Origin of the sequence: Lactiplantibacillus modestisalitolerans, assembly GCF_005405425.1 — a bacterium.
In the GTDB taxonomy this organism is placed as follows: domain Bacteria; phylum Bacillota; class Bacilli; order Lactobacillales; family Lactobacillaceae; genus Lactiplantibacillus; species Lactiplantibacillus modestisalitolerans.
In genome coordinates, this window is the sequence record NZ_BJEA01000019.1 from 18,180 (window position 1) to 38,911 (window position 20,732).

Genomic DNA, 20,732 nt, shown 5'->3' on the forward strand with positions numbered 1-20,732 from the left:
GAGGAAAGTTATGTTATGAAAAAAATGATTATCCATGGCGGAAAACGACTTTCTGGGGAATTAACGATCGGTGGCGCAAAAAATAGTACCGTCGCACTGATTCCTGCTGCGATTCTAGCAGACACTCCGGTCCAATTCGATACGGTTCCGCATATTCTTGACGTTCATAATCTCCAAATTATTCTCAAATCAATGAACGTTCATTCCACTTTTGAAAATGATGTTTTAACAATTGATCCAACCCACATTGAAGAATCCGAACTACCTAGCCGGGCAATTAAAAGTTTACGAGCTTCCTATTACTTTATGGGGGCGCTTTTAGGGCGCTTTAACCGGGCAACGGTCACGTTCCCTGGTGGTGATAACATTGGCCCGCGGCCGATTGATCAGCATATTAAGGGGTTTAAGGCGCTTGGGGCCAACGTTGTGGAGGAAAACGACTCGGTCTTTATTTCGACCGGTACGGAAGGCCTACACGGCGCCCGGATTTTCCTTGACGTAGTATCCGTTGGCGCGACGATTAATATTATTTTGGCGGCGGTCAAGGCCCACGGGACAACCACCATCGAAAACGCTGCCAAGGAACCCGAAATTATTGACTTGGCGACCTTTTTGAACAATATGGGTGCTAAGATTCGGGGGGCCGGCACGGACGTTATCCGGATTGAAGGCGTGGATTCGTTGCGTTCCCGCGCGACCCACACGATTATTCCGGATCGCATCGAGACCGGGACCTATTTATCGTTGGCGGCCACGGTTGGTGACGGTATTTTGCTGAAAAACGTGATTCCGGAACATATGGAGTCGTTTACGGCTAAGATGCTGGAAATGGGCGTTGATTTACAGATTAACGAAGATAGTATTTACGTGCCGCGCTGTGGCGATTTAACGCCGGTGCGGATTAAAACGGCAACTTATCCCGGCTTCGCAACGGATTTGCAGCAACCGATGACTCCCTTATTATTACGGGCCAACGGGAACAGCGTTGTGCTGGAAACCATCTATCCGCAACGGACGCAACACATTGAACAGTTGCGCAAGATGGGGGCGGACATCCGACTTCAAGATAACCTCATCATTGTCGGCCACTCGTCGCACTTGCAAGGGGCGCACGTTGAAGCGGGAGAAATTCGCTCAGGCGCGGCCCTGATGATTGCTGGGCTGGCAGCCAGCGGGACGACGCAAATTACGCGGGCGGATAACATCCTCCGTGGTTATGACCGGGTAATTGATAAACTCCACTCCCTAGGAGCGGACGTTGAAATTGCCGCTGACGAACAAGTCCCAGAAGGTTAGTAACAACCGCAACCAAGTTAGAAAGAGCAGTGCTAATGGAAAAGATTTTAACGATGCATGACCTTGAGCAGAAAACGCTGAAGGAAATATACGGCTTTGCTCGCGACTACAAAATTCAATATTATTCCCAGATGAATAAGAAAGAACTCTCGTTAGCCGTGCTCCGGGCCCAAGATAAGCGACGGGGATTTGTCCAAATGGAAGGGGTTCTCGAAATTATTGGTCAGGAAGGCTACGGCTTTTTACGTCCGATTAATTACGGCCCTTCGCAGGAAGATATTTATATTTCACAGTCGCAAATCCACCGCTTTGGTCTTCGAAACGGGGATTACGTTGCTGGGCAGGCCCGGCCGCCCAAAACCAATGAGCGGTACTACGGTTTAATGCGGGTCGGAACCGTCAATGGGAAGGACCCGAACGAAGCCAAGCAACGCCCCCATTTTCCGGCTTTGACGCCGCTTTATCCGCAACGTCAGCTTAAATTATCGACAACCAGTACCATTTTGTCGACGCGGCTGATTGACACCTTCGTACCACTGGGCTTTGGTCAGCGGGGGCTGATCGTTGCACCGCCTAAGGCTGGTAAAACGACCCTGTTGAAAAACATTGCTAACGGTATTATGACAAATTATCCAGATGCCAAGTTAATTATGTTATTGATCGATGAGCGGCCGGAAGAAGTGACCGACCTGGAACGGTCAATCAAGGGAGAAGTGGTCAGTTCCACCTTTGACCAGCAGCCGCAAAACCACGTGCGGGTTGCTGAGCTCGTCTTAGAACGTGCCCGCCGCTTAGTTGAAGATAAGCAGGATGTCATTATCTTACTGGATTCAATTACGCGGTTAACGCGGGCCTATAACTTGGTCATTCCGTCAAGCGGCCGGACGCTCTCCGGTGGCCTTGACCCGACGGCCTTTTACAAGCCGAAGCGCTTCTTTGGTTCCGCGCGGAACATTGAGGAGGGCGGTAGCTTGACCATTTTGGGCACCGCCCTGGTGGATACTGGTAGTCGCATGGACGATATGATTTATGAAGAGTTTAAGGGAACTGGAAACTCGGAGCTACAGTTATCGCGTGAACTCGCGGACCGGCGGGTCTTCCCGGCGTTAGATATTAAGCAATCCAGCACCCGGAAAGAAGAGCTACTCGTTGGGCACGCGGCGCTTGAGCCGGTTTGGCAAATTCGACGTTCGATGACCGGCAACGCGTTGGAATACACCGAACAACTACTGCAATTTTTGAAGCATACTAAGACGAATACTGAGTTTTTACACGATTTAGCCGGTTTGAAATTTAACGGGCAAAGTTCCCGCCGGCCGCGACGTTAGCCCCGGTCAAACCGGATTTTGCTTGACGCGGACCGCGTTAGCATGCTACTATGTTACTCGTTGATTAAAACAATGATAATCTCTGTTTCAGCAAATGATTCAGGGCAAAGGAGCGAAATACAATGCAAAAAGGAATTCATCCAGATTACCACCAAGTCGTATTCCAAGATTCAACGACTGGTAAGCAATTCATCTCTGGTTCAACTGCAACGTCAGCTGAAACGGTTGAATGGGAAGACGGTAACACGTACCCATTGATCCGGGTTGAAATTACTTCCGACTCACATCCATTCTACACTGGTAAGCAAAAGTTCACCAAAGCCGATGGTGCGGTCGATCGTTTCAACAAGAAATACGGTCTCAAATAAGTATACGAATAAAAGCCTTCCAGCTTGCTGGAGGGCTTTTTTTGTATTTTGTGATATGTGGTGTTGGTCGGTTAAGAAGGTCATCAGTTGAACTTTCGCCAAATTTGCTGTAATTATCAAAATAAACAGGTAAGATTATGTTTAATCTAATTAAATGTAGTAAGCGTTCCGCAAAAAGCATTTTCACTGATTAATACGTACTAACAGTATTCCTATTGACAAGACGTAGAAAAGTCATCCGTGGTACTCAGTATTATGACCAGTCTAGCCAGTAGTGGGTTTCCCCGTGAGTTCAAATCGATGCCCGCAGTGTTTTCGCCAACCGGTGACACCCGCTGCTGGCGGCAATATCAATTGCAATTGGTATAGCCTCTTGTGCGTTGCCTCATGTTAATAGCCGAAACGTGCGCCAAAAGTCAGCTGGCTCCGCTTAACCCCGTAAGTCAAACAATCCAAACCCGGGATTATTCGCCTTACGCCGTTAATGCTCACCAGCTAACCGACTTTTGGCACACTCTCATCCTTAGTGGTTCTTACGGTGTTGGTACCGGGAGAGAACGAAGACCAGGGTTCCCGTAGCAATAATTGCAATCAAAGTTAACAGTAAGTTGTTCCAAGGACTCGGAATGAGCAAAGTCCACCCCAACGGTATCAGGTTAGTGAAGGCCAACATTAAGCCCACCGTTACGCTAAAAATTAACGCGGTTTGCACGTAGCCGAGCCACTTCCGGTTAGGCGCCCCGTAAACGCTGTGGTGTAAAACGCGAAAAATAAGCATAATTGCCAGAACTTCAATGATGGGTACGATTACTAGTGCAATGATGTTTAAGTGCATCCCGGCAGCGGTATTGCGACTGTACAGCAATTGAAATAGCCACGTAATCCCGATGATAATACTAATAAAACTTAATTGATCACGTAATTTAGGCGTCGGTAACTGTTTAATAATTTCGTTGCTCATCGTCTGCGGATCGTTACCAAAAAAGTCAATGGCACTTTGACCGTCGGCGTTGGCGTCACGTAAATCGAGGAGCATGTTTAAAAGTTGTTGATTGAGCTGTGTTTCGTTGTAAAAAAGGCCCGCGGTTGAGAGGTATAATTGTAAGTCGTCGAAATAACGCTGGTCGTTTGCGGCTAACCGTTGTTTTAATTGGTTAATTTGGGTTAGCGTTTGCTGGTTGTTAGTCATTGGATTGCACCTCGGCTAGAATTTGATCAGTATGGTGTTTCAGTTGGGTCCACTGTTGCTCGAACGCGTGTAACGCGGTCAGGCCAGCGGACGTTAACGTGTAGTACTTACGGTTCGGACCATCCGGCGACGGCTTGATGACGCTTGTAACGGCCCCGTTTTTTTCGAGCTTAGCTAGGAGCGGGTAAAGCGTGCCACCGACTAACGAGTCGAAGCCGTGTTGACGGAGGGCTTGAATGAGCTGATAGCCGTAAACCTCGCCTTGAGAAATGGTCGCTAAAACGCACCCCTCCAGGACGCCCTTAATAAGTTGGCTCTGTTTCAATAAATCGCCACCTTTCACTAGGTTGTTTAAGAACATAGTTAGTGTAGCATTAGTTAACTAGGTTGTAAAGCAAACTAGTAACGCCCGTTTTGACGATTAATATTCGGAGACACACAAAAGACCGTGCCAAAAGACACGGTCTCTGCTTAGCACTAGTACCGCAAAATTGCGAGTGCGCTGGTATTAGCCGGCATCCGCTCGGCTGGAATGATTCGGACTTGCCCGTTAGCGGCCATCACCACGTCGACGAGGTCGTCGATTAAGTTGTCTGGTAACGCTAGCGGCTCGGTGAGCATTACGTCGGTGGCCGGGATCGTACCGTCAACTTGAGCGTCCGCGGCCACAATTAAGGTTGAAACGCGCCCGTTTAAGGCGGGTTTAATCATATCAAACGGATCGGCGAGAGCGCGTTTTTGGCCGATCGCTTGATCGTAACGCGCAAGCAAGATGTCAGCCATATGGGTGTGCCATTGCGATTGAACCGGTGTCGTGGCCGTTAGAACGGCGGCTGGGCTTAAATTGTTGGGCGACTGGTCAATTTTGAGAACGGCCGACAGGTGGGGGTTCTGCGTTAGTTGCCGGAAAAGGGCCTGATTATGCGGTAACCCCATTAATATTAAGGGACGCTGCGTCCGTTTTGACCAATTGTCCATAAACTTAGCAACTTGCAGGTAGTAGTTGCGTTGATCAACGGCCCGCTCTTCGGCCTTCGCGTTGTGACCGTGATAATTAACGCCGTGGACGGGGCTGGAATTAAAGTTGAGGTCGCCACCGCGTTTTTCAGTCCCCAGGGTTCCCCGCAACGTTACCGGCGCGTCCGCCGGTAGTTCGGTGATTGCGAATTGACCGTGCCGTTGTTGGTAGAGTTGGATGCGGTCTTCACTTAAGGCGAGAAGGTCAAAGTCAAACTGATGCTGCCGGTCGGCTAGTAACGGGCGAATTGCGGGCATGCGGTTGACGATGACTTGTTCAGTCGTGGGGTACTGTAAATCAAAGGTGAAGCATTGTTCAGCGTTGACAATAATGCCGGCCTGCGCCTGAACGTGTTCTTTCCAAAAATCAGGACTACGCCGCAGGGCGGTTAATTGCTCACGGTAAGGTGTAAAGTCCGTTTGCGGAAAGTGGCGGCCCCACAGCTGTTCAGCGGTGCTAATCAGTTGCTTGAACTGTAAACGCTGCCGGTTAGCGGCTTGCAGGCCGGGAACAGTATTGACATAGAGTGAAACGAACGGCCCGGTATCCCGTTGCTGCATCAGCGTGTTGAGGGAATGGCGCGTTTGAATTTTAATGGTTGTCATCGGGTCAACCTACTTTCTGTTTAAGATTATGGACATTATACGTGATAAATTATAAATAGTGCAAATATTATGATTTTTATAAGTGTTAATTAATTGCAAAAAGTCGAGAATCTGACTTTCTTCGGATTGGAAATTAAGGTATAGTGACTGTAGATTAACTGGAATTATTCGCTGGGAGGCGGGCGTGTGCAGAAGAAAAAACATTCCGGATTAAAGTGGCTTGGGCGGGGCGTCTTCGTCATTTTAGTCGCCATTTCACTGGTCCTGATTTTTAACGAGCAAATTAAAAGCTGGATGGTGAGTTCGTACGCACCAACGGTTTCGAAAACGACGGTGAAAAAGAATAAGCAGAAGAAGACCCGGCAAGCAGATTATGATTTTTCGAAGGTTAAGTCGCTGGATTTCCAAACGGTGGCGAAGGCCCGCATTGATAAGCAGGCGGTTAACGTAGTCGGTTCAATTGCGATTCCTTCAATTGACCTGTACCTGCCAATTGGTCGCGGCGTTAGCAACGCAACGTTAGCGTTGTCAGCGGGGACGATGAAGGCTGATCAGCAGTTAGGGACGGGCAACTATGCGTTAGCTGGGCATCACATGGTCAAGCACGGCGCGCTATTCAGTCCCCTCTACTATCGAAGTGAAGTGGGGCAGATGATTTACCTGACCGACGCCACGACGATTTACGCGTATAAGACGACGACGCGCCAGTTCATTAAAGCCACCGATGTTCAAGTGATTAACGATGTGGCTGGGAAGCGGCTAGTGACCCTGATTACGTGCGATAAAACTGGTGCGGGGCGGTTGATGATTCAGGGGACTTACGTCCAAAAATGGGCCTTTAACCGCGCCCCGGCAACCGTTCAGAAGGCGTTTTCAAGTCATTTTAATAACAAATATTAACATTGTTACATTTTTGTAAAAGCGTATCGTTTCCAATTCGTTCACGGTACAATAAGATTAGCTAGCACGTACAGTTGTTTGTACGTCAGTCACTTACTTAGAGGAGGTTACTTAATGGTTACCTTAGTTATTGTTGCGGTCGTCTTAGTGCTAATTGCCATTTACGTTGTTATTTATAACGGCCTGGTTAAAGCGCGGATGTATACGCAAGAAGCGTGGAGTCAAATTGATGTTCAATTGAAACGGCGGACGGACTTGATCCCTAATCTGGTTAACACGGTGAAGGGTTACGCGAAGCATGAAAAGAGTACGCTCGCAGAAGTTATCTCACTCCGTAATCAATTAACGGAAGTTCCGAGTTCGGATCACCAACAGGCAATGGCCGTTTCTGATCAATTAACGAATTCGTTAAAGAGCATTTTTGCATTAGCTGAAAGTTACCCTGATTTGAAAGCCAACCAAGAATTTGGCAAGCTAATGGAAGAATTAACCAATACGGAAAACAAGATTGCCTATTCCCGGCAACTCTTTAATTCGAGTGCGGCGAGCTATAATATGAAGCTTCAACAGTTCCCATCGAACTTGATTGCCAACGTGCATCATTTTCAAGCGGCCGAATTTTTGGCCGTACCGGAAGCTGAAAAGGCGGCACCGAATGTTTCGTTTTAGAATCGAGGTTCTTGCCCATGCTATTTGAGCAAATTGCCCGTAACAAGCGGCACACACTGTACGTGATGGCCGCTTTTGTTATGTTAGTCGCGTTAATTGGGGCCGCGGTTGGTTACGTCTTTTTTAATAGCGTTGGGGCCGGGTTGTTTATGGCTGCCATCGTAGCCGTCTGCTACATGGTCTTCATGATTAGCCAATCAACCGACGTTGTTATGAATATGAATCACGCCCGCGAACTTCATTCGGCTGACGATGACCCTGAACTTTGGCACATCGTTGAGGACATGGCACTGGTTGCCAAAGTGCCCATGCCCCGGGTCTTTATTATCGAGGATGAAAGCCCGAACGCGTTTGCTACCGGGAATAATCCGGCTCACGCGGCGGTTGCGGTCACCACTGGAATTCAAGCCCGGTTGAACCGCGAAGAAATGGAAGGTGTCATTGGTCATGAAATGACCCATGTACGCAATTATGATATTCGGCTACAAACAATTGCGCTGGCATTAACTGCCGCCATTAGCCTGTTGGTTAACTGGGGCTTAAACGCCTTTTGGTGGGGCGGCGGTCGGCGCCGGGATGATGATCGCGAAGGCGGTAACGGGATGCAAGTGCTGATTCTGGTACTAGCAGTGCTGGTCATTGTGTTGGCGCCGCTGGCAGCGAGCTTGGTACAGCTCGCCCTTTCACGTAACCGGGAATACTTAGCGGATGCCGGAGCGGTTGAGCTGACGCGTAACCCGTTGGGCTTGATTCAGGCCCTGGAGAAAATTGACGCGAGTCAGCCAATGCAACAGGCTGATCCAAGTAGTGCGGCCCTCTACATTGCGGATCCGTTTAAGAAGCGTTCCTGGACGCACCTCTTTGCGACGCATCCGGATACGGCAGACCGAATTGCCCGGTTAAGAAAAATGTAAATAGGTAATAAAATAACTGCGATTAATGTAATATCGGATTATAATAAGATTAAATAGACAGTTGAAAGAGTGAGACGGTTGCAACGCAGATATATTTACGCCAATTTAGAAAAACTTGATAATTTAGTCTTTGCATACGGGATTGACCAGAGTGATTTTGTGCACGGCATTAAACGGTTGCCGGCCAACCTTGTCTCGCTCGTTGGGATTGATGATGAAGAGCACGCCGTTAACGCTCACACCGGTCTGAACGTGATCAATGACGAAAACGAGATTCGTCGCTACCTGTTACAACGCCATGAGCTACCAGTGAAATGGTTAGACTACGACGAAGTGGGGGACCTGGACTTTTTAACCGCGACTGAAATTGCGGAATTATTGTACTTAGGCCATATGAATCGTCCAATTCGTTCGCCGTTTAACTACAAATTACGGAACCACTACGTTTTCTTGGAACAACGAAACGGCGGTATCAAGGTTTATTTTTACTATATTTCAGCGTTTAGTCACGTTCTGAGTGCGGCAATCGTGCGCCACGCGTTGGCGGCGTACCATGGTCGCCGGATGTTTATGCGTTCGCTCAAGGTACCGGTTGTCCCGGAAGCCATTTTAAAACAACTGGTCAAACTGATGCCAGACGGGCTCTTTATCTATTTTGATCAGGCGATGGTTCGCCAGCGGCAGTTACTAGTACCGGTCCATACGGAGACTATCAACGATACGATTGAAGTCTTTGATCCCAGTCGAACGGATGAACGGCGTAAGACTCACAACGTTGCGACCTTAACCCTCAATTTGTCTGCCAGTCAGTGGGGCTTACAAATCCACGATAAGCACGCGTTTGAGGACCACTTGTAAGAGCTGGGCCTGAAGGGCATATTAAGAGGGGATTTGAATTTCTTCATGGGCGGGCGATACCGTCAAGTTCAACTAATATTATAATAGTCTGATGAATACGGATGGTGATTGTCCTTTAGGACGGTGACCATTTTGTTGTTCACTGAACAAGGTAGTGGCGCTAGGTAGCCCCGTTCTGGCGCGAATCCGCCAGTAGCGGCAACATTCTTGAAATGAAAGTGGTATAATTCTATTGCGAGTAACCTGTGAGTAGGTTACCTTTCGAGAAAGTGGCAACTTTAGTCAAAAAAGGGTTCCCGCAGAAGTGGGAACCACGAATGGAGCGTTTAATTTATATGAAGATGCAAGTTACCGAAATCGCTAAAGCCGTTCAGGCCACCAATGCTGAACAGGCTTGGCCAACCGTCAACGTGACGGGGGTGTCCTTTGATAGTCGCAAGCTCCAATCCGGCGACTTATTCATTCCGTTGGTTGGCGCTAACGATGGTCATCAATTTATCCAGAGTGCGATTGACCACGGCGCCGTGGCGACCCTCTGGGCTAACGACCACGCTGACCAAGCACCAAGTGACTTGCCGGTGATTTTAGTAGACGATACGCTGGCGGCGTTGCAACAATTAGGACGCTATTACTTACAGAAAATTAATCCGAAGGTGGTTGCGGTTACGGGTAGTAACGGGAAGACAACGACCAAGGATATGATTGCGAGCGTTTTGGCAACCCAATTTAACGTCACCAAGACGCACGCGAACTTTAATAATCAGATTGGGGTTCCGATTACGCTACTGAGTATGGAACCGAATACCGAAGTGGTCGTCGTTGAAATGGGGATGGACCATTTCGGCGAACTCGACTTCCTGAGCCGGCTTGTGCAGCCGGACGTTGCGGTTATTACGATGATTGGCGAAGCCCACATTGAGTTTTTTGGGACCCGGGATAAGATTGCGGACGCGAAAATGGAAATTGTGCACGGCCTGAAAGAAGACGGCACCTTTATCTATAACGGGGATGAACCCCTACTCCAAACGCGGGCCCAAGCGGTGCAACAACATCAACGGACGTTTGGTTTAGACGCAAGCAATACGTTGGCGGGGAGTGCGGTCACGACGAGTCAGTCGCAGACCCAGTTTACCGCGAGCCTGTGGCCGGATGAACCGTACACGATTCCCATGATGGGTGCTTATAATGTTAATAACGCGTTGGCGGCGCTATTGGTTGCCGATACGTTCCACATCCGCCCGAACGCGGCTAAGCAAGCGCTGGCTAGCTTTGTCCCAACTGAAAACCGGACGGAATGGTTAGCGGGGCAGCAGGGTGAATCTATTCTGAGTGACGTGTATAATTCCAACCCAACTGCGGCTCGGCGCGTGTTAGCCGCCTTTAGTGCGGTTCCAGCTAAGGGTCAGCGGATTGCGGTACTTGGTGACATGTTGGAACTGGGGGACCAATCCGACAGTTTACACGTGAGTCTAGCGAGTGAGCTGGACCCGACGACGATTCAAAGTGTGTACCTGAACGGGGAACACATGCAGGCGCTTGCTAAGGCGTTGCAATCGACTTATCCAGAAACGGCGATCCATTACTATCCAACGGCGGAGCAGCCCCAACTAATTGCCGACTTAACCGCGGCGGTGAACGCAGACGACCTGGTTTTATTGAAGGGGAGTCACGGGATTCACTTAGAAAACGTGCTGGCCGCATTAGTTGACCACGCCGAAAAATAAAAATTAAACCGTGCTTTTAACAAGACCGCTCGCAGGAAAACGGCGATGGTGACGCTAACAAAATTTAGGCTAGCGTTGCGTAACCGCTTCCTGTCAGTGGTCTTGCTTGCTTATTTAAGATAACCGGTGTATGATGATTCAGTTGTACCATTTGAAAGTCAGACCGTTGGCTTACATGATAGCGCCTTACGGGGAACGGATTTTTTCCTAGCTGTCAGTAATCCCATGGTGTCATCCTTAGGAGGAAACATATTTGAAGTTTACAGAATTAGGCTTAACCGATAGCCTACTTAAAGCAGTTCAGCGGGCCGGTTACGAAGAAGCCACTCCCATCCAAGCCGAAACCATTCCGATGGTGCTGGAAGGAAAAGACGTGATTGGACAAGCACAAACCGGGACTGGGAAGACCGCCGCGTTTGCATTACCAATCCTACAACGTTTGGACTTTGATAATCATAATATCCAAGCGTTAGTTATTTCACCAACGCGTGAATTAGCCATCCAAACGCAAGAAGAAATCTTCCGTTTGGGTAAGGACGAACGGGCGAAAGTCCAAGTTGTCTATGGTGGCGCGGACATTCGTCGCCAAATTAGAAACTTAAAACAACATCCCCAAGTCATCGTTGGGACCCCTGGTCGGTTATTAGACCACATCCGGCGTGGGACTGTTAAGTTGGACCACGTTAAGATGTTAGTTCTTGATGAAGCCGACGAAATGTTAAACATGGGCTTCCTTGAAGACATTGAATCAATTATTAAACAAGTACCGGATGAACGCCAAACGATGCTGTTCTCCGCAACGATGCCGCCAGAAATCAAGCGCATCGGGGTTCAGTTCATGAATGAACCGCACCACGTTAAAATTAAATCTAAAGAAATGACCGCTGATACGGTCGACCAATACTACGTTAAGGCTAAGGAATACGAAAAGTTCGACATTATGACGCGCTTATTCGATGTTCAGGCGCCAGAATTAACGATTGTCTTTGGTCGGACGAAGCGCCGGGTCGACGAATTATCGAAGGGCCTTGAAGCGCGGGGCTATAACGCCGCTGGGATTCACGGTGATTTAAGTCAACAACGCCGGACGCAAATCATGCGGCAATTTAAAGCTGGTAAGTTAGATATCCTAGTTGCGACTGACGTTGCTGCCCGGGGACTGGACGTCTCTGGTGTGACCCACGTCTATAACTACGATATTCCACAAGATCCAGATAGTTATGTTCACCGGATTGGCCGGACTGGTCGGGCCGGACACAAAGGGGTTTCCCTGACGTTCGTAACGCCAAACGAAATGGAATATTTGCGGGTCATTGAAAAATTGACCAAGAAGCGGATGTTACCATTGAAGCCACCAACTGAAGCAGAAGCGTTTGCCGGCCAATTAGTTGCCGCAGAAGCGGATGTTGATACGCTGGTTGCGAAGACGTCAACTGACAAGTACGCTGAACAAGCTGCGGAATTACTACAAAAGTATGATGCAACTGACTTGGTTGCCGCGTTATTAAACGACTTAACGAAGGACGACGCTTCCGCCGTTCCAGTTAAGATTACGCCAGAACGTCCATTACCACGCCATAAGGGCGGTGGTAATCGACGGGGCGGTTACCGGGGTAACCGGAATCGGAATGGTGGCGGCCATGGTCGCGGTGGTTATTCCCATAATGGGCGGAACCGCGATCGGAACGGCGGCCACGGTCGCGGCGGTCGGAAGAGCAACGGCTACAAGAGTCGGAGCCGCGATGATAACCGCAGCAGTAACCGGAACCATGATAGCGGCCGCAAGCAAAGTTCTAAGCGGAGCTACACGATTCGGACTAACGATTAAAGTTAACGAATTGAAATGACAAATGCAGGCGGTTGATTCCGCTTGAAACGGAAAAAGTCGAGCGTGAGCTCGGCTTTTTTTGTGGGCGGACGTGCTAAACTAAAAGGGGTCTGTGATATTTGGTGTTAATTTGCTAAGAAGACTGCCAATCAGTTCGTTGTGACTAGCAAAATAGCAAGCAAGATTACGTTAAATTTAGTAATCGTTCTACGGAAACAGCTTCATCAATTGAGATTTATTAAATTACGCCGCAAAACTTCATATGAAGGTAAATCTAGCCAGCAGCGGGTGTAACCATGGCTCAACTGCGAAATTATTCTTGGCCGGAAGTGGGCTGCTTCCGGCTTAGAATAAGGCTCGAATTTGAGATTGCTCAGTGGTTTTTCTGAGTGAGCTCAAATCGATGCCCGCAGTGTTCCAGCCACCCGGTTACACCCGCTGCTGGCGGCAAGGCCCCCGAAAATTAGTACAGCGCCACTAAAAGCGACCACCGCTGGTGAAACGGCCTTCACCTTGATGTGAAAAGGTTGCGTTTACGGCCCCTTTTAACCTAGCGGTGGCTGTGGTACATTGGAAACATCCATTGTTTAAAAGTTAGAACGGAAAGGTGGCGGTCCCGTGATTTACGGTACTGGCATTGATTTAACAGAAATTGCACGGATCCAAAAAATTGTGGCTGCCGGGCTTAAGTTTCCGCAAAAGGTCCTAACCCCAGCGGAACAGCGGGTGTTTGCGGGCTACGGTCCTAAGCGCCAGGCGGAATTTTTAGCGGGCCGCTTTTCTGCGAAGGAAGCCTATAGTAAAGCTTACGGCACTGGTATTGGTGCGCAAGTTGGCTTTCAAGACATTGAAATTTTAGATAATCCGGCGGGCAAGCCAGTCATCACCCGCCACCCGTATTCGGGACCCGCGTGGATCTCGATTTCGCATACGGATCAGTTTGTGATGACCCAAGTCATTTTAGAAAGAGGCAATTCGTGATGGTTGTAATTGGGGAACACCGCCACACGCAGGTCACCGTTGATCTGCAGGCAATTAAGCATAACGTTGAAATGGAAATGGCGCGCAAGGATCCGCTGACCGAACTGTGGGCCGTTGTTAAGGCGAACGGCTACGGTCACGGGATTTTGCAGGTAGCGCAGGCAGCTAAACAGGCCGGGGCGACCGGCTTTTGCGTGGCAATTTTGGACGAGGCCTTAGCACTGCGCGCGGCCGGGTTTACGGAACCAATCCTAGTGTTGGGAATCACGGAACCGGAATACGCACCGTTAATTGCGGAGCAGCGCATTTCGGTAGCGGTTGGTTCACTTGATTGGTTACAGACGGCGGAAAAAATTCTGACGGCAAACGCAACCCCGGACCCAATCCACGTCCACCTGGCACTTGATACCGGCATGGGCCGCATTGGTTTTCAAACTCCCGCGGATTTAGCGCGGACGGTCACCTGGTTACGGGCGCACACGGCACAGTTTGATTTTGAGGGCATCTTTACCCACTTCGCAACGGCTGATCAGTCAGACGACACTTACTTCACGCACCAAGTTAACCAATGGAAACGCCTGATCGCGGCGGTCGGGGAACTTCCCCGCTACGTTCACGTTTCCAATTCGGCGACGAGTTTATGGCACCAGGCCTGCAACGGAAACGTCGTCCGGTTTGGGGTCGCTTTGTACGGATTGAATCCATCCGGGACGGCGTTAGCGGCACCGTACGAGTTAGCCCCCGCACTAAGTTTGACGGCGCAGTTGAGTTTTGTGAAACGCTTAGCGAAGGGCCAATCGGTGAGTTACGGGGCAACTTATACGGCTGATCGAGCCGAGTGGGTCGGGACGGTGCCGATTGGTTATGCCGACGGTTACGAACGCCGATTACAAGGATTCCACGTGCTGGTGAATGGCCAGTATTGTGAAGTGATTGGCCGGGTCTGCATGGATCAATTAATGGTGCGGTTACCAGCCCAAGTAGCGGTTGGAACCCAGGTTACATTGATTGGCCGAGACGGTGACCATGAGATTACTTTACAAGACGTTGCGGATTACTGCGGCACGATTCACTACGAAATCGCTTGTGGGCTAGCGCCACGGGTTCCACGCATTTATCAAGATTAGTACGCTTCCGGCTTACGTGGGCTGGTTAGCAAGTTAGCGTTACAACTGCCGGGGGGCGTTGTGGCGCTTTTTTTATTAAGAAATTAATTGCCGGTAGGCCCGGAAAACTGGTTAACCAATGTAAATTAATTCGAAAACCGCCGCTTTTTGTGGTCATTATGATACACTTATAGAAGTGTTAATATAAGTATTTTGAATATTTAACCGTTCAGTGAGTAATATTGAACGGATTGTTAGCGTTAGTAAACGGTTGCTAAGTACGGAAACTTCATGCTATTATGATTAGCAAGAATAAGCGTACGGGGTCGGTTGCCAGCGTGAAATACTGGAAAATGGCGTTTTGCACGCCAGAATAAAGGGAGATGAGGCGATGGCCGCAACTGACATTAAGCGGGGTGATATTTTTTATGCCGATTTATCACCAGTTGTCGGGTCCGAGCAGGGCGGAATGCGCCCGGTATTGATTGTGCAAAACAATGTCGGGAACCATTACAGTCCAACGGTAATCGTTGCTGCGATTACGGCGAAGGTTCAAAAAGCGAAGATGCCGACGCACGTCAACATCAACGCAGCGCATACCGGGATCGAGAAAAATTCGGTCGTCCTGTTAGAACAGGTTCGCACGATTGATAAGCAACGGTTAAAGGATCGGGTTACGCACCTAGACGAACAAACGATGCGGCGGGTCGACAGTGCCTTGCAAATCAGTGTCGGGCTCGTTGATCGACGTCGGCGGCGGTCACGGCCGCAACGTAGCGCCCAGTCTTAGGGTGCCGGATTTTGGTTGGAGTGGTAGTTCGTTTTACATATTAGGTGCTTTGGTAGCCGCCGAAGTATCATGGGAGCTGGTCAAAGGCTCGCAGGTAAAAGTTAGTCCGCTGAGCGGACTAACTTTTTTTGTCGTGAAGGCGGTTCCGGCGGCGATTGGCGCTTGCGCCCGGCTGGTGAGCGTGCTACGATGAAAACCGTTTTGCATTTAGCGTGGTTCGGAACCATCCCACGGAAAAAAACTAGGAGGAACGCAAGCATGACTGAATCAAAAATTCGCCCATGGATTATTAACGCCCTGGTCGCGGCAATGTACATCGTTTTGTCGGTGGGGCCAGCGGCTTTTAACTTAGCTTCGGGGGCCATTCAATTTCGGGTCTCGGAAGGCCTGAACCACTTAGCGGTATTTAATCGCAAGTACGTCTGGGGCATCGTTGCCGGTGTCATTTTATTCGATGCGTTTGGCCCGGGAGCGAGTCTGTTAAACGTGTTGTTTGGTGGCGGCCAGTCCTTATTATCGTTATTGGTTTTAACGTGGATTGCACCGAAACTGAAAACGGTGGGGCAACGAATGGTGTTAAACGTGCTCCTATTCACGGTTTCAATGTTTATGATTGCGTTGATGATTACGTTAATGAGTAGCGGGGTTGCTTTTTGGCCGACGTATTTGACGACCGCCCTGTCTGAATTTATTATCATGGCCATTACGGCACCAATTATGTACGCGCTTGACCGGGTCTTACATTTTAGTGACCGCATGCAAGCTTCAACGCGCTAAATTTAAGTGGTAACGGCTGTTAGTTTACACTGCCACCAGTGGCGGGGGTAACTAGCTGACTGGGACACCACATTAATAAAGTATCAAAAAAAGCCCGAGCGACTGCTCGAGCTTTTTTGGTACTTGCGATTAAACTATTCAGCCTGTAAGTCTTCGACTTCAATAACTTTAAACTGCTTGCGGTTTAAGTTGTCGGTAATCCGTTTTAACTTTTCGGTGTCGACGTCTTCCGGAAGGGTAAAGAGCGTCCGGTGACCGAGCGTACCGTTTTGAACGTCCAGCGTTAAACAGCCGGCAATTGAAGTGTACTTAGTGATGATTTTGGCCATTGCGGCAAGGTCACCACGTTCACCAATCGAAACGACCGTTAAGACGTAACTACCGACGTTAACGTTCCATGATTGGGAAAGCATGTCGAGTAGGCGAGTATGCGTTAGGATGCCGTAAAAGTAGCCGTGTTCATCCAAAACGGCAATGTACGGTAAGTCCTTGATTGAGAAGAAGACGTTGTAAAACGCGGCGTCGACTTGAATCGTTTTGGTAGCGTTCTTGAGGAGCGCGGTAACCGGGAGCGACATGTCGCCACCCCGAGATTTATGCCGGTAAATGTGCATCTTGTAAATATTTCCACGGAAGATGTGACCAGTTTCGTCTAAAATCGGAACGCAACGAAAACCGGAATCTTCGAGGACTTTTAAGGCTTCTTCTAAAGTGGCGTCGGCGGTGACGGTTGTCAGGCGTTCTTTAGGCTTAACGAGCGTTTTTAATAGCATAGTGTTGATCCCCCAGATTTATTAGTTTGTTTTAATAAATGATACCATAAAACGCAACCATTAGTGGGGCAGATTGGCTCTGCTGAGGTTAAGATTAGTATCAAAAAGCCGTCCTAATCAGTTTTAGGACGGCTTGAGTGAATATTAAATTTAAATTAGAAAATGACAATGGGGGTGCCCACTGGTACGGCGTTATAGACTTTACTCATTGCCGAAGGGGGCGTATTAACGCACCCGTGAGAACCGTGGCTTTTATACCAAGTGCCACCGTATTTGGGCTGCCACGGGGAGTCGTGAAGGCCCTGACCCGTGTCATCAAACGGCATCCAGTAGGAAACGGGCTGCGCGTAACTCGAGCCGTTGTCATTTTGACCCTTCAAGGTTGAGTTGCGTTCCTTGTTCCAAATCGACCAAACCCCGGTCGTGGTTTCGTGGCCGCCCGGTTTCCCGGTCACGACGTCGGTTGAAACTTTGACCTGACCGTCGACGTAGACCCACATGTGCTGACTAGTCTTATCAACTTCAACGTAGGTGTTGCCAATATCCGTGCCGTGGTTATTATACCCAGAACCGTTGATCAGCGGTGAGCGGCTAAAGGACTTACCTTTTAGCACTTCGGCGCTCAGTGCTTTCGTTTCAGCGGCCGTCCGAATCGTCCAGCCGTATAAACCGCCACTAACTTTAATGGCCCCGCGGTTGGTACTCTTAAACGTCCGGGTCGTATGATAAGTATGATACTTATCATTCAATTGGTTAACGTAAGTTTTGACGGCGGCGTTGTCGAGGCTGACTTTGCCATCTTTGCTGACTTGAAGCCAACTTAAAATGGTTGCGTTCGGTACGTTGAATTTATGCCCATTGATGTTGTACGTTGCGGTTTCTTGGGCGTACGGCTGAGTCTTCTGCTGGGCCAATTTCAAATGAGCATTGGTGCTCGTGATGGTTGGTGTGACGTAGGCGTCCTTCAAGTTGATCTGACTTTGTCCGCTGCTAATGGCTTTTAGAACCACGCGCTGCAATTTGGCTTGGTCTAATTCAGTTCCTTGAACTTCTTTTTGAATTGCGACCCGGTTGTTTTGATAAACTAACTTAGCGTTTTGCGTTTGAGTTCGGTTCGTCTGGTTGGCCGATGCGTTGATTTTTTGCATCAACGTTTGCATGCTTTGTTGACCGATATTTAATTGACCGACCGTATCGGCGTTATCGGCATGTGCCGTGGCAAGTAGGGAAAGTGGCCAGCGCCAATAATTTTGATGATTGACGAGTTTGGTTAATTCTTGGCGAGTATTAATGGTGATGCCCGCTGAATGGCTGGTAAAGGAGTACTTGGTTTGACCGTTTTCAACGATTCGATAAGTGCGGTGTTCAAGGGCGCGGTTGACTTTCGGCGCGACGGCTTTAGCCGTTTTGCCGCTGACGTCCACACCCGCGATTTCGGTATGTGCCAGAAAGGTTTGTTGGTGCTGCCAAACGAGACTAGTGGCAACGTAGCCGAGCAAAAGGACGGCGAAGATGCTACCGGTAATGGCGAGCCCACGTTTATGTTTCATGGGATGATTGCCTCCAGTAATATTAATAATCTCACCATATAACAGATTGCGAAACAGTGCAAATTCTAGGGCTGGAAACCGTGATGAAAATGGCGTAAATATTAATATAATGATAATTGGATGAAAGGGGCTGGGAACCGCACCCGTCAAGTGAAGGGGGGCTCTTAACGGGGGTCCCGGGTCGGAGATTGTTCGATTTATTAGTTGCTGCTTATTTTTAGATAAAATATTAATGGCGGTTGCTTGCTGAAACGTGCTCGGGCCAGCTGATGCCTGCGCCTACTACGCTAAGAACATAATGCCAAACCCCGGACGCGCCTATGCCTTATGGCCGAAACGTGCTCGGGACCAGCTGACCTCTGTGTTTGCTACGCTAAGCCGCCATCGCATAGCCCGCGACAACGCCTCAATATCTGCAAGACAGCCGAAACGTGCACCAAAAGTCAGCCGGCTCCGCTTAACCCCGTAAGTCAAACAATCCAAGCCCAGGCGCTCCTATGCTTTACAGCCGAAACGTGCTCGGACCAGCTGATGCCTGCGCCTACTACGCTAAGAACATAATGCCAAACCCCGGACGCGCCTATGCCTTATGGCCGAAACGTGCTCGGGGCCAGCTGACGGCTGTGCTTGCTACGCTAAGCCGCCATCGCATAGCCCGCGACAACGCCTTAGCTAGGCAATGCTCAAGGTCAACCCGCTGGTCCCGAGCACTCTAAAAAAAGAAGCCGGCATCCGCCGGCTTCCCGTAATTTAAAACTGTTTAGTTTTCGAGTGAAGCTAAACCGTCGTTTAAGACCTTCTTCAAGGTTGCGGCGGAGTCTTGCATTTTCTTTAATTCATCAGCTGAAAGTGGGGATTCGATAATTTCGCCAATCCCGTTACTGTTGATGATGGCTGGTGTCCCGATATAAATATCGTTCAAGCCATATTGGCCGTCCATGTAAGCGCCAACTGGTAAGATGGCATTTTCATCACGGAGGATGGCCTTAGAAATCCGCATCAGGGAAGTCCCGATACCGTAGAAGGTTGCGCCCTTCTTGTTAATGATTTCGTAAGCTTTGTTCCGAACGTCATCTTCCAACTTAGCTAAGTCGTCTTCAGAAACGCCCTTTTCCTTAGCAAGAACTTTAACGGGCTTTGTCCCAATCGTTGCAGTTGAGTAAGCTGCAAATTCGGAGTCACCGTGTTCACCCATGATGTAGGCGTCAACCGAGCGAGGGTCAACGTTAAACTTCTTACCCAAAGCAACCCGTAAACGGGATGAGTCGAGGGAAGTCCCGGAACCAATAACCTTTTCCTTTGGGAACCCGGAGAACTTCCAAGTTGCGTAAGTTAACACATCAACTGGGTTAGCAGCAACTACGAAGATACCGTCGAAACCGGAATCAACGATTGGCTTAACAATGGAAGAAAGGATCTTCATGTTCTTGTTAACCAAGTCTAACCGTGATTCGCCTGGTTTTTGAGGTGCCCCGGCAGTGATAACAACGACGTCGGCGTCACTGCAGTCTGAGTATTCACCGGAATAAATTTTCTTTGGAGCGGTGAAAGCTTGAGCATCTTCAAGGTCGAGGGCGTCGCCCAAGGTCCGATCTTTAATGACGTCGACAATTACAAATTCTTCAGCAAGTCCTTGCTGTACCATTGCGTAGGCGTAGCTGGAGCCAACGGCGCCGTCGCCGACTAATACAACTTTTTGGTGGTTTGTGCTTGACAAAATAGGTCATCCTCTCGTAATGAAATTTGTTTCCTAACGGGTAAATTATACCATGGTAACCGCTTAATTGTCGTCAAAAATCGCTGGGTTTTAATGAAATTGTTATGTAATTAACAAAGTATTTGTCACGGGCGTTTACATTTGGTTTGTGGTATACTAACTGCACTTAATTCGCACTGCTACTTACCGCACGCGCGCATAGTTGATTTGTGCGAACGTAATCGTTAAAATTAGCACGGTTAATCTCGTTTAAAGGGATTCATGCTAAAATCCAGACAAACAGGGTTGGGACGGCCGTCTCAACCCCCTGTTTCGTATGCCAAAGTTATAGGAGAAATTGC

19 protein-coding genes and 1 riboswitch are annotated in these 20,732 nt (G+C 49.0%); of the genes, 13 read left to right on the plus strand and 6 right to left on the minus strand.

From position 1 onward, the window contains the following. Positions 1-15: 15 nt before the first annotated feature. The 3 genes from murA (at position 16) to FFM79_RS10865 (ending at position 2,992) form a co-directional block, all read left to right on the plus strand. Positions 16-1,296 carry a UDP-N-acetylglucosamine 1-carboxyvinyltransferase gene (murA, locus tag FFM79_RS10855; RefSeq protein ID WP_137643501.1) on the plus strand — a complete coding sequence of 427 codons (1,281 nt, stop codon included), beginning with the start codon at positions 16-18 and terminating at the stop codon, positions 1,294-1,296. Between the two features lie 35 nt (positions 1,297-1,331). Next, positions 1,332-2,624 carry a transcription termination factor Rho gene (rho, locus tag FFM79_RS10860; RefSeq protein WP_137643502.1) on the plus strand — a complete coding sequence of 431 codons (1,293 nt, stop codon included), beginning with the start codon at positions 1,332-1,334 and terminating at the stop codon, positions 2,622-2,624. Positions 2,625-2,746: 122 nt separating this feature from the next. Further along, entirely contained in the window at positions 2,747-2,992 is a 246-nt protein-coding gene (locus tag FFM79_RS10865; RefSeq protein WP_137643503.1) for a type B 50S ribosomal protein L31, read from the plus strand. A 523-nt stretch (positions 2,993-3,515) separates the two neighbouring features. Here the strand turns inward: FFM79_RS10865 and FFM79_RS10870 are convergent. The 3 genes from FFM79_RS10870 to FFM79_RS10880 form a co-directional block, all read right to left on the minus strand. After that, the gene (locus FFM79_RS10870) at positions 3,516-4,181 is read right to left on the minus strand and encodes a DUF1129 domain-containing protein (protein ID WP_137643504.1); all 666 of its coding nucleotides are present in this window, start codon (positions 4,179-4,181) and stop codon (positions 3,516-3,518) included. Continuing rightward, complete coding sequence (locus FFM79_RS10875) at positions 4,174-4,506, minus strand: PadR family transcriptional regulator (RefSeq protein WP_137643505.1); 333 nt, start codon at positions 4,504-4,506, stop codon at positions 4,174-4,176. The genes FFM79_RS10870 and FFM79_RS10875 overlap by 8 nt, the downstream gene beginning before the upstream one ends. 152 nt (positions 4,507-4,658) lie before the next feature. Further along, positions 4,659-5,804: a baeRF6 domain-containing protein gene (locus FFM79_RS10880; protein WP_225424443.1), complete on the minus strand. Its 1,146-nt coding sequence runs from the start codon at positions 5,802-5,804 to the stop codon at positions 4,659-4,661. Positions 5,805-5,990: 186 nt separating this feature from the next. Here FFM79_RS10880 and FFM79_RS10885 point away from each other — a divergent pair, with 186 nt between their 5' ends. From FFM79_RS10885 to FFM79_RS10930, 10 genes are all read left to right on the plus strand, one after another. Further along, positions 5,991-6,704, plus strand: coding sequence for a class A sortase (locus FFM79_RS10885; protein WP_137643506.1), 714 nt, complete (start codon positions 5,991-5,993; stop codon positions 6,702-6,704). Positions 6,705-6,818: 114 nt separating this feature from the next. Further along, positions 6,819-7,373 (plus strand): LemA family protein, encoded by a 555-nt coding sequence (locus tag FFM79_RS10890; RefSeq protein WP_137643507.1) that lies wholly within the window; start codon positions 6,819-6,821, stop codon positions 7,371-7,373. A gap of 17 nt (positions 7,374-7,390) precedes the next feature. After that, entirely contained in the window at positions 7,391-8,287 is an 897-nt protein-coding gene (gene htpX / locus FFM79_RS10895) for a zinc metalloprotease HtpX (protein ID WP_137643508.1), read from the plus strand. 69 nt (positions 8,288-8,356) lie between these two features. Further along, positions 8,357-9,145, plus strand: coding sequence for a hypothetical protein (locus FFM79_RS10900; RefSeq protein ID WP_170177448.1), 789 nt, complete (start codon positions 8,357-8,359; stop codon positions 9,143-9,145). Positions 9,146-9,480: 335 nt separating this feature from the next. Beyond that, positions 9,481-10,869 (plus strand): UDP-N-acetylmuramoyl-tripeptide--D-alanyl-D-alanine ligase, encoded by a 1,389-nt coding sequence (locus tag FFM79_RS10905; RefSeq protein WP_137643531.1) that lies wholly within the window; start codon positions 9,481-9,483, stop codon positions 10,867-10,869. A gap of 253 nt (positions 10,870-11,122) precedes the next feature. Beyond that, positions 11,123-12,697 carry a degradosome RNA helicase CshA gene (gene cshA / locus FFM79_RS10910; protein WP_137643510.1) on the plus strand — a complete coding sequence of 525 codons (1,575 nt, stop codon included), beginning with the start codon at positions 11,123-11,125 and terminating at the stop codon, positions 12,695-12,697. Positions 12,698-13,315: 618 nt separating this feature from the next. Then, complete coding sequence (gene acpS / locus FFM79_RS10915; RefSeq protein WP_137643511.1) at positions 13,316-13,678, plus strand: holo-ACP synthase; 363 nt, start codon at positions 13,316-13,318, stop codon at positions 13,676-13,678. Beyond that, positions 13,678-14,805, plus strand: coding sequence for an alanine racemase (alr, locus tag FFM79_RS10920; RefSeq protein ID WP_137643532.1), 1,128 nt, complete (start codon positions 13,678-13,680; stop codon positions 14,803-14,805). Before acpS ends, alr begins: the two co-directional genes overlap by 1 nt. Positions 14,806-15,175: 370 nt before the next feature. Next, a complete protein-coding gene (locus FFM79_RS10925; protein WP_137643512.1) occupies positions 15,176-15,574 on the plus strand; it encodes a type II toxin-antitoxin system PemK/MazF family toxin in 399 nt (132 codons plus the stop codon). 206 nt (positions 15,575-15,780) lie between these two features. Then, positions 15,781-15,825, plus strand: a riboswitch (PreQ1 riboswitch). A gap of 7 nt (positions 15,826-15,832) precedes the next feature. Then, positions 15,833-16,351 (plus strand): QueT transporter family protein, encoded by a 519-nt coding sequence (locus tag FFM79_RS10930; RefSeq protein ID WP_137643513.1) that lies wholly within the window; start codon positions 15,833-15,835, stop codon positions 16,349-16,351. 134 nt (positions 16,352-16,485) lie between these two features. Here the strand turns inward: FFM79_RS10930 and cbpA are convergent, their stop codons facing one another. From cbpA to FFM79_RS10945, 3 genes are all read right to left on the minus strand, one after another. Next, entirely contained in the window at positions 16,486-17,124 is a 639-nt protein-coding gene (gene cbpA / locus FFM79_RS10935) for a cyclic di-AMP binding protein CbpA (RefSeq protein ID WP_137643514.1), read from the minus strand. A gap of 155 nt (positions 17,125-17,279) precedes the next feature. Continuing rightward, on the minus strand, positions 17,280-18,674 hold the full coding sequence (locus FFM79_RS10940; protein ID WP_137643515.1) for a L,D-transpeptidase family protein: 1,395 nt from the start codon (positions 18,672-18,674) through the stop codon (positions 17,280-17,282). A 760-nt stretch (positions 18,675-19,434) separates the two neighbouring features. Next, on the minus strand, positions 19,435-20,394 hold the full coding sequence (locus tag FFM79_RS10945) for an L-lactate dehydrogenase (protein WP_137643516.1): 960 nt from the start codon (positions 20,392-20,394) through the stop codon (positions 19,435-19,437). Positions 20,395-20,732: the final 338 nt, after the last annotated feature.